We start from the raw sequence: 8,145 nt of genomic DNA on the forward strand, positions 1-8,145 counted from the left end.
GCGCCAGCTCGAGGTGCAGCTGGCGCTCCGGCTCCACCAGTTGGTCGCCTGAGACGGTCTAGGAGCGGCGTCGGCTCAGCCAGAGATGACGGGCGGTGCCCCAGATCCCGCGACGGAAGAGCAGCACGACGGTCACGAACACGGCGCCGGTGACGATCCCGATCCCGTCGAACCCGGAGGAGGCCAGGTTGTCGGCGAGGATCACGATCAGCCCGGCGCCGATGACGCCACCCCACAGCGTTCCGATGCCACCCAGCACCGTCATCAGGACGACCTCGCCCGAGGTGGCCCAATGGAGCTCGGGCAGCGCCACGAACCCGTGCGAGACGGCGAAGACCCCGCCGGCCAGCCCGGAGAGCCCGGCCGAGAGCACGAAGACGATCAGCTTGTAGCGCTCCACGTCGTAGCCCAGCGCGCGTGCTCGCGGTGCGTTGTCGCGGATCGCGACCAGCACGCGCCCGAAGGGGGAGTGGACGATCCGCCAGGCGGCCCACATCCCGAGCAGGATGATCGGCAGCGCGGCGTAGTAGAAGAAGAACGCGTCGGTCTCGACCGCCTCGATCCCGAAGAACGAGCGGGGCACGCCCTGGAGACCGTTCTCTCCGCCGGTGATCGAGGAGGCCTGGTTGGCGATGAAGAAGAGCATCTGCGCGAACGCCAGGGTGACCATCGCGAAGTAGATGCCCGACCGCTTCACCGACAGATACCCGATGGGCACGGCGAGGATCATCGCGAAGACCGCGCCGCCCAGGACCGCCACGGGGAACGGCACGCCGAGGTGGATGGCGATCAGCCCGGTGGCGTACGCAGATCCGCCCCAGAACGCGGCGTGGCCGAACGAGAGCAGCCCGCAGTAGCCCAGCAGCAGGTCGAGGGCCACCGCGAAGAGCGCCCAGGCGGCGATGTCCATCGCCACCGGCGGGTAGACGAACCACGGCAGGCCGAGCGCCACCGCCAGCCCGATCCCCAGCAGGACCAGCCGCTGCCAGGGCCGCGCCCCGGCGATCGCCGCATGCTGCTCGGTGACGCTCGCACCGGCGGTCGCGATCGAGGTCATGCCGTCGCCTCCTCTCGGCCGAAGAGGCCGGCCGGCCGGGCCAGGACGACCACGGCCATCAGCACGAAGATGAGCACCTGCGCGAACGTCGGTGCGTACGCCTGCCCGAACGCCTCCACGAGACCGACCAGGAACCCGCCCGCCACCGCGCCCACGATCGAGCCGAGCCCGCCGATCACCACGACCGCGAACAGGATGATGATGAAGTCGCTGCCCATCTCGGCGGTGATCGCCCGGAACGGTGCGGCCAGCACCCCGGCCAGACCGGCCAGCGCGACCCCGAAGCCGAACACCGGCGTCACCCAGCGCCCGACGTTGATCCCGAGCGCACCGGCGAGCTCGGGCCGCTCGGTCGCGGCCCGGACGATCATCCCGACCCGCGTACGCGTCATCAGCAGCCAGACGCCGAGGCAGACCAGCAGCGCCACCCCGATCACGAAGAGCTGGTAGACCGGCAGCCCGACGCCGCCCAGCTGCACCCGACCGGAGAGCGCCTCGGGCCGCTCGTAGGGCAGCCCCGAGACCCCGTAGCGGCGCTTGACGAGGTCGACCAGCAGCAGGGTCAGCCCGAAGGTGAGCAGCAGGTTGTAGAGCGGGTCGAGCGGCAGCAGCCACTGCACCAGCAGCCGCTCGACCAGCATCCCGAAGACCAGCATCAGCAGCGGCACCACGATCAGCGCACCCCACAGGCTCAGGCCGAGCGTGTCCAGGAGCACCGCCGCGGCGACCGCACCCAGCATGTAGAAGGCACCGTGGGCGAAGTTGACCACGCCCAGCACCCCGAAGATGACCGCCAGGCCGAGCGCGGCCAGCGCGTAGAAGCTGCCGGCCGCGAGCCCTTGGACGGTGTACTGCAGAACCGCGTTCATACCAATCCCTCTAGACCTCGCACCTACATCGAGCAGCCGGACTCAGCCGCCGGGCGGAACGCCTCCTCGGCCGGGATCGTCTTGATGATCTCCTCGTAGTCCCAGTCCTCCTTGACGTCGTCCGGCCCCTTGACGCGGGCCAGGTAGACGTCGTGGACGACCCGGTGGTCCTCGGCGCGGATCTCACCGTTGCGCAGGAACATGTCCTCGACCTTCTTGCCCTCGAGCTCCGCGACGACCTTGTCGGCGTCGTCGGTGCCGGCCGCCTGGACCGCCTCGAGGTACTGCAGGGCCGCGGAGTAGTTGCCCGCGTGGGCGTACGTCGGCCGATCGCCGGTCTCCTCCATGAAACGGTCAGCCCACTCGCGGGACTTCTCGTCGAGGTTCCAGTACCAGGCGTCGGTGAAGATCGTGCCCTCGAACGCCTCGACGCCGAGCGAGTGGATGTCGGAGATGAACATCAGCCCGACGGCCAGGTCGATGCCCTGGTCCTTGAGCCCGGACTCGTTGTACTGCTTGACCAGGTTGATCAGGTCGCCACCGGCGTGCATGGTGCCGATGACCTGCGGTTTCGCGGCTCCCGCCTTGGTGATGTACGTCGCGAAGTTGTCGTTCGGGAACGGCGTCGCGATCGTGCCCGCGACCTTGCCGCCGCCGGCCTCGATGGCGCCGGTGAACGACTTCACCATGTCCTGGCCGAAGGCGTAGTCGGGGTAGATCAGCTGCCAGTTCTTGTCGCCCTCCTCGGTGACGACGGTGCCGGTGCCGTTGGCCAGCATCCAGGTGTCGTAGGCGTAGTGGAAGGTGTACTTGTTGCACTGCGCGCCGGTCAGCTCGGTGGTACCGGCCCCGATGTTCATGTAGAGCTTCTTCTTGTTCTTCGCCTGCGTCGCGACCGCCAGCGCCGCCGACGAGGTCGGCACGTCCAGGATCACGTCGGCGCCCTCGCGGTCGTAGAGCTCCTGGGCCTTGGTGTTGGCGATGTCCGGCTCGTTCTGGTGGTCGGCCGAGGTCACCTCGATGGTGTCGACGACGGCCTCGTCGCCGTACTTCTCCTGGTAGTCGTCGATCGCCATCTGGATCGCGATCTTCGAGTTGGGGCCGGAGACGTCCTTGTAGACGCCGGAGGCGTCGTTGAGCAGGGCGAGGACCACCTTGTCGTCGGTGAAGTCGCCTCCGCTGGCGCTCGGCCCGCCGGCGCCGCAGCCTGCGGTGACCAGGACACCGGCCGTCAGTATGGACGCGCCGGCAACCAACCGTTGCTTGTTCATCGTGTCTCTCCTAGTGGGGTAGGGCTGTGCTCCATCGCTGGGGGACGTACCTCAGATCCCGAGGTGCTCGAGCAGCTCGTCCTGACGTTCGACGAACTCGTCGTTGTCCAGGCTCTCGACCAGGCGGCCCTGGGCGAGCAGGTAGTGGCGGTCGGCGACGGTGGCGGCGAAACGTACGTTCTGCTCGATCAGGAGCACGCCGATGCCGGACTGCTTCGCGGTCCGCACGATGTCGCCGATCTGGGCGACGATGACGGGGGCGAGCCCTTCGGACGGCTCGTCGAGGAGCAGCAGGCGGGCACCGGTGCGGAGCACCCGGGCGACGGCGAGCATCTGCTGCTCACCGCCCGAGAGCGTCGTCCCGCCCGCTCGCCGGCGGCTGCCGAGAGCCGGAAAGGCGTCGTAGACCTGCTCCAGCGTCCACGCCGACTCGGAGACGCGGGGCGGCAGCAGGAGGTTCTCCTCCACGCTCAGGTTGGCGAAGATGCCGCGGTCGTCCTGCACCCAGCCGAGCCCGGCGCGGGCCCGCTTGTGCGCGGGCAACGAGGTGATCTCGCGGCCGTCGAGCCGGATCGATCCGGTCAGGTGCTTGTGGAGGCCCATCAGGCAGCGTACGAGCGTGGTCTTGCCGGCGCCGTTGCGGCCGACGAGGGTCACGACCTCGCCCTCGCCGACGCTCAGGGTGGCCTCGCGCAGGGCCTGCGCCTCGCCGTACCACGCGCTCAGGTTCTCTATCTCAAGCACTGTGAGCCTCTCCGAGGTAGGCGGTGATGACACGCGGATCCGCGCGGACCTCGTCGTAGGGACCCTCAGCGAGCACCTGGCCCTGCTGGAGCACCGTGACTCGGTCGGCCAGGTGGGCGACGACGTGCATGTTGTGGTCGACGAAGACCACGGTGCGTCCGGCGGCGATGCGCCGGACGAGCTCGATGGTGCGGTCGACGTCCTCGATGCCCATCCCCGCCGTCGGCTCGTCGAGCAGCAACAGCTTGGGTTCGACGGCGAGCACGAGCGCGAGCTCGAGCGCCCGCTTCTGGCCGTACGCCATCAGCCCGGTCGGCTTGTCGGCGAGCTCGGTCAGGCCGACCTCGGCCAGCAGCCGGTCGACCTCCTCGCGGCGCCGCCCCAGCAGCTTCTCCGAGCGCCAGAACCGCAGCCCTTGGTTGGTCAGCCCCTGGAGCGCGATCTCGACGTGCTCGCGCGGCGTGAGGTTCTCGAAGAGGCTGGTGATCTGGAAGGAGCGGGCCACCCCGTGGCGGGTGATCCGTTCCGGTGCCATCCCGGTGACATCGTCACCGAAGACCGTGATCCGTCCGCCGGTGGGCTTGAGGAACCCGGTCAGCAGGTTGAACAGGGTCGTCTTGCCGGCGCCGTTGGGGCCGACGAGCGCGTGAACGGTGCCCTCGGCGACCTCCAGGTCGACGGAGCTGACCGCGCGGAAGCCGCGGAAGTCCTTGGTGAGACCCTCGGTCCGTAGTGCGCACCTCGGGGTCGATGTGGTGCTCGTCACAGGGGCGACGCTAGGGAAGTGGTGAGACGTACGCCATAGGGGTTCGGGACACACTGAGCCCATCGGTTGTGTGACTCATCCCCATGCAGGCCCGCCGGTGCACGGCTCGCCGTGGCCCACATCTCGGGCACCGGAGTTGTGTGCAGCAGCCACATGGCGCACGTCACACCGCCTCGCGATCCTTGAGCAATGGCCCCCACCCTCGTACGCAGATTCCTGACCGCCGGCACCTCGCTCGTCCTCGCCGCCGCGGCCCTGGTCGTCGGCCAGGTGCCGGCGGGTGCCGCGCCGTCGACGGGCACCGCCGACTGCTCGTCGCTGGTCGGGTTGAGGACCCCCGCCCATCGCATCGGCCTGCCGACCACCGGTGCCGAGGTCACCGCGACGACGTCGATGCCGGCATCCGGGACCGGCCCGACCGCGGTCCCGGCCTACTGCCGCGTGGACATCGCGATCCACCCGGTCGACCCCGCGGCCCCCGACATCCGGATGGGCCTGGCCCTGCCGCAGGGGTGGAACGGACGGACGATGATGTTCGGCGGTGGTGGCTACAACGGCACCGTCCCCAACCTCGCCCAGCACGTGCCCTTCGGGCCGGTCGACCAGCGCACCCCGCTCGGCCGTGGCTACGCCACCTACGCCAGCGACTCCGGCCACCAGGCCGACACCGATCGGCACCCGATCGCCAGCCTGGACGGCTGGTTCGGGCAGAACGACGAGGCCGTGCGCAACTTCTCCGGTGACGCGCTCAAGAAGGTGCACGACACCGCCACGTACGTGATCACGAGGGCCCTCGGCCGGGCACCCCGCACGACCTACTTCGCCGGCGGCTCGACCGGTGGCCGGGAGGCCCTCGCCGTCGCGCAGCGCTGGCCGCGCGACTTCGACGGAGTGATCTCCGCCTACCCCGCCTGGAACGCCGCCACCCTCGACCTCTTCTTCGGCCGGATCACCCACGAGTTCGCCAAGCCCGGCGCGTACCCGTCGAAGGCGCAGCAGGACCTCGTCGCGCAACGGGTCCTGGCCGCCTGCGACGGCGGTGACGGGCTCGCGGACGGGGTGATCTCCGACGAGGCCGGCTGTGACTTCGACCCGGAGACGCTGCTGTGCGGTGAGGGCGAGACGCCCGGGGACACCTGCCTCTCGCGCGAGCAGGTGGATGCGGTGATGGCGGCCGACAGCAGCTGGCGGCTGCCCTACCGGGTGGCGAGCGGGGAGTGGGGCTACCCCGGGTTCCCGCTGCTGTCCGGGGCACGGATGTCGACGCCGGTCCTCGGTTTCGGCACCACCGCGCCGGCCGACCCGATGCCGGTGACCGCCGGCTACGGTATGCAGTTCTGGAACCAGTGGGCCAAGTACTTCGTCGCTCGCGACCCGCAGATCAGCCCGTTCGCGATCGACCCGGCCGACCCGGGGAAGTGGCAGCGCCGGATCAGCGAGCTGACCGCGCTCCAGGACGTCAACGACGCCGACCTGCGCCCGTTCGCCCGCTCCGGAGGCAGGCTGATCCTGGTCCACGGTGCCGCCGACGAGCTGGTCAGCCACCGCTCCACGATCGACTACTACCAGCGCGTCCAGCGGGTGATGGGCAAGCGGGCGACCGAGGGGTTCTCCCGGTTCTATCTGGTGCCCGGTGCCAACCACGCCAACTTCGCCCCGGTCGCCTTCTCCGCCTCCTACGACTCGCTCACGACCCTGGAGAGATGGGCCGAGCGCGGCGTCGCGCCGGGCGAGACCCAGGTGGTCGCCGACGGTAACGCCGGGGCCGACCGCACGCGGCCGTTGTGCGAGTGGCCGAGCTGGCCCGCGTACGTCGGCGGCGACGCCTCGGAGGCGAGCAGCTTCAGGTGCGAGATGTGACGGATGACACCCCCGAGCTTTCCTGTCCACCGGTCGGGATGGTTTCCTATCCCTCATGTCTGTTTGGCGCACCAAGTCCATCGAGCAATCCCTTGCCGATGCCGAAACTCCGGAGTTCACGCTCAAAAGGCGGCTCACCGCGGTTGACCTCACGGTCTTCGGGATCGGCGTCATCATCGGCGCGGGAATCTTCACCCTGACCGGTCGGGCCGCAGCCCAGTACGCGGGACCCGGCGTCGTCTTCTCGTTCATCATCGCCGCGATCTGCTGTGGCCTGGCGGCGCTGTGCTACGCCGAGTTCGCCTCGACCGTGCCGGTGTCGGGGTCGGCGTACACCTTCTCCTACGCCACCCTCGGCGAGATGCTCGCCTGGATCATCGGCTGGGACCTGATCCTGGAGATGGTGCTCGGTGCGTCCGTGGTCGCGCAGGGTTGGAGCAGCTACCTGGTGATCTTCCTCGAGGAGATCGGCCTCGGCTGGCCCGAAGGCTTCGGTCCGGATGCCAACGCCGACTTCGGTCAGCCCAACCTGGCCGCGCTCGTGCTCGTCATCGTCCTGGTCGGCCTGATCACGATCGGCATCAAGGAGTCGCTGCGGGTCAACCTCGCGCTCGTCGCGGTCAAGCTGTTCATCGTCCTGTTCGTCATCGTCGCCGGCATGTTCTACATCTCGGGTTCCAACTACTCCCCGTTCGTCCCGGAGCGCGCCGGTTCCATCACCGGTGAGGGCATCCACCAGCCGCTGATCCAGTGGGCCTTCGGCCTCGAGCCGCAGACCTTCGGTGTCCTCGGCATCATCTCGGCCGCGTCGGTCGTCTTCTTCGCCTACATCGGCTTCGACGTGGTCGCCACGACCGCGGAGGAGGCCAAGAACCCCCAGCGCGACCTGCCCCGCGGCATCATCGGCTCGCTGGTGATCTGCACGATCCTCTACGTCGCCGTCGCCCTGGTCATCACCGGCATGGTGAGCTACGACGAGATCGACCCCGACGCCGCGCTCGCCACCGCGTTCCGCGACGTCGGCCGAAGTGGCTTCGCGACCCTGATCTCGGCGGGCGCCGTGGCCGGTCTGACCACCGTCGTGATGACGCTGATGATCGGCGCCATCCGGGTCGTCTTCGCGATGAGCCGCGACGGTCTGTTCCCGGTGAGGTTCGCTCACGTGAACCAGAAGACCGGCACCCCGATCCGGATCACCCTCACCATCGGTGCCCTGGTCGCGGTGGTCGCCACCTTCACCCCGGTCGGCAAGCTCGAGGAGATGGTCAACATCGGCACCCTGACCGCCTTCGCGCTGGTCTCGATCGCCGTGCCGATCCTGCGCAAGCGTCGCCCGGACCTGCCGCGCTCCTTCAAGGTGCCGTTCAGCCCGGTGCTGCCGTTCGTCGCCGCGGCGATCTGCATCTACCTCACGCTCAACCTGAGCATCGAGACCTGGCTGCGGTTCCTGGTGTGGATGGCGATCGGCTTCGCGATCTACTTCCTCTACGGCTACCGCAACTCGCGGGTCGGCAAGGGCGGCGACGACAAGACCGTCGAGCCGCTGCACATGTGACGCTCTCCTAGGAGAGGAAGGGG

7 protein-coding genes are annotated in these 8,145 nt (G+C 69.1%); 2 read left to right on the forward strand and 5 right to left on the reverse strand.

Translation table 11 applies throughout. The features are described 5' to 3' along the window. Positions 1-58: 58 nt before the first annotated feature. From ACFU7D_RS27050 to ACFU7D_RS27070, 5 genes are read right to left on the reverse strand one after another with little or no spacing between them, the layout of a single operon-like run. The gene (locus ACFU7D_RS27050; RefSeq protein ID WP_378727224.1) at positions 59-1,057 is read right to left on the reverse strand and encodes a branched-chain amino acid ABC transporter permease; all 999 of its coding nucleotides are present in this window, start codon (positions 1,055-1,057) and stop codon (positions 59-61) included. Then, positions 1,054-1,926 (reverse strand): branched-chain amino acid ABC transporter permease, encoded by an 873-nt coding sequence (locus ACFU7D_RS27055; protein ID WP_378873196.1) that lies wholly within the window; start codon positions 1,924-1,926, stop codon positions 1,054-1,056. The genes ACFU7D_RS27050 and ACFU7D_RS27055 overlap by 4 nt, the downstream gene beginning before the upstream one ends. A gap of 23 nt (positions 1,927-1,949) precedes the next feature. Beyond that, positions 1,950-3,197: an ABC transporter substrate-binding protein gene (locus ACFU7D_RS27060; RefSeq protein WP_378727220.1), complete on the reverse strand. Its 1,248-nt coding sequence runs from the start codon at positions 3,195-3,197 to the stop codon at positions 1,950-1,952. A gap of 51 nt (positions 3,198-3,248) precedes the next feature. Beyond that, a complete protein-coding gene (locus ACFU7D_RS27065) occupies positions 3,249-3,941 on the reverse strand; it encodes an ABC transporter ATP-binding protein (protein WP_378727218.1) in 693 nt (230 codons plus the stop codon). Further along, a complete protein-coding gene (locus ACFU7D_RS27070; protein WP_378873198.1) occupies positions 3,934-4,707 on the reverse strand; it encodes an ABC transporter ATP-binding protein in 774 nt (257 codons plus the stop codon). The genes ACFU7D_RS27065 and ACFU7D_RS27070 overlap by 8 nt, the downstream gene beginning before the upstream one ends. A 189-nt stretch (positions 4,708-4,896) precedes the next feature. Here ACFU7D_RS27070 and ACFU7D_RS27075 point away from each other — a divergent pair, with 189 nt between their 5' ends. After that, the gene (locus tag ACFU7D_RS27075) at positions 4,897-6,567 is read left to right on the forward strand and encodes a tannase/feruloyl esterase family alpha/beta hydrolase (protein WP_378873200.1); all 1,671 of its coding nucleotides are present in this window, start codon (positions 4,897-4,899) and stop codon (positions 6,565-6,567) included. Positions 6,568-6,622: 55 nt separating this feature from the next. Then, positions 6,623-8,122: an amino acid permease gene (locus tag ACFU7D_RS27080; protein ID WP_378727212.1), complete on the forward strand. Its 1,500-nt coding sequence runs from the start codon at positions 6,623-6,625 to the stop codon at positions 8,120-8,122. Positions 8,123-8,145: the final 23 nt, after the last annotated feature.

The sequence above is a fragment of the Nocardioides sp. NPDC057577 genome (genome assembly GCF_042801335.1).
Classification (GTDB): domain Bacteria; phylum Actinomycetota; class Actinomycetes; order Propionibacteriales; family Nocardioidaceae; genus Nocardioides.

Bases quoted from the DNA above. Each gene is read 5' to 3' on its own strand.
- ACFU7D_RS27050 (WP_378727224.1), bottom strand. From the start codon at position 1,057: ATGACCTCGATCGCGACCGCCGGTGCGAGCGTCACCGAGCAGCATGCG.
- ACFU7D_RS27055 (WP_378873196.1), bottom strand. From the start codon at position 1,926: ATGAACGCGGTTCTGCAGTACACCGTCCAAGGGCTCGCGGCCGGCAGC.
- ACFU7D_RS27060 (WP_378727220.1), bottom strand. From the start codon at position 3,197: ATGAACAAGCAACGGTTGGTTGCCGGCGCGTCCATACTGACGGCCGGT.
- ACFU7D_RS27075 (WP_378873200.1), top strand. From the start codon at position 4,897: ATGGCCCCCACCCTCGTACGCAGATTCCTGACCGCCGGCACCTCGCTC.
- ACFU7D_RS27080 (WP_378727212.1), top strand. From the start codon at position 6,623: ATGTCTGTTTGGCGCACCAAGTCCATCGAGCAATCCCTTGCCGATGCC.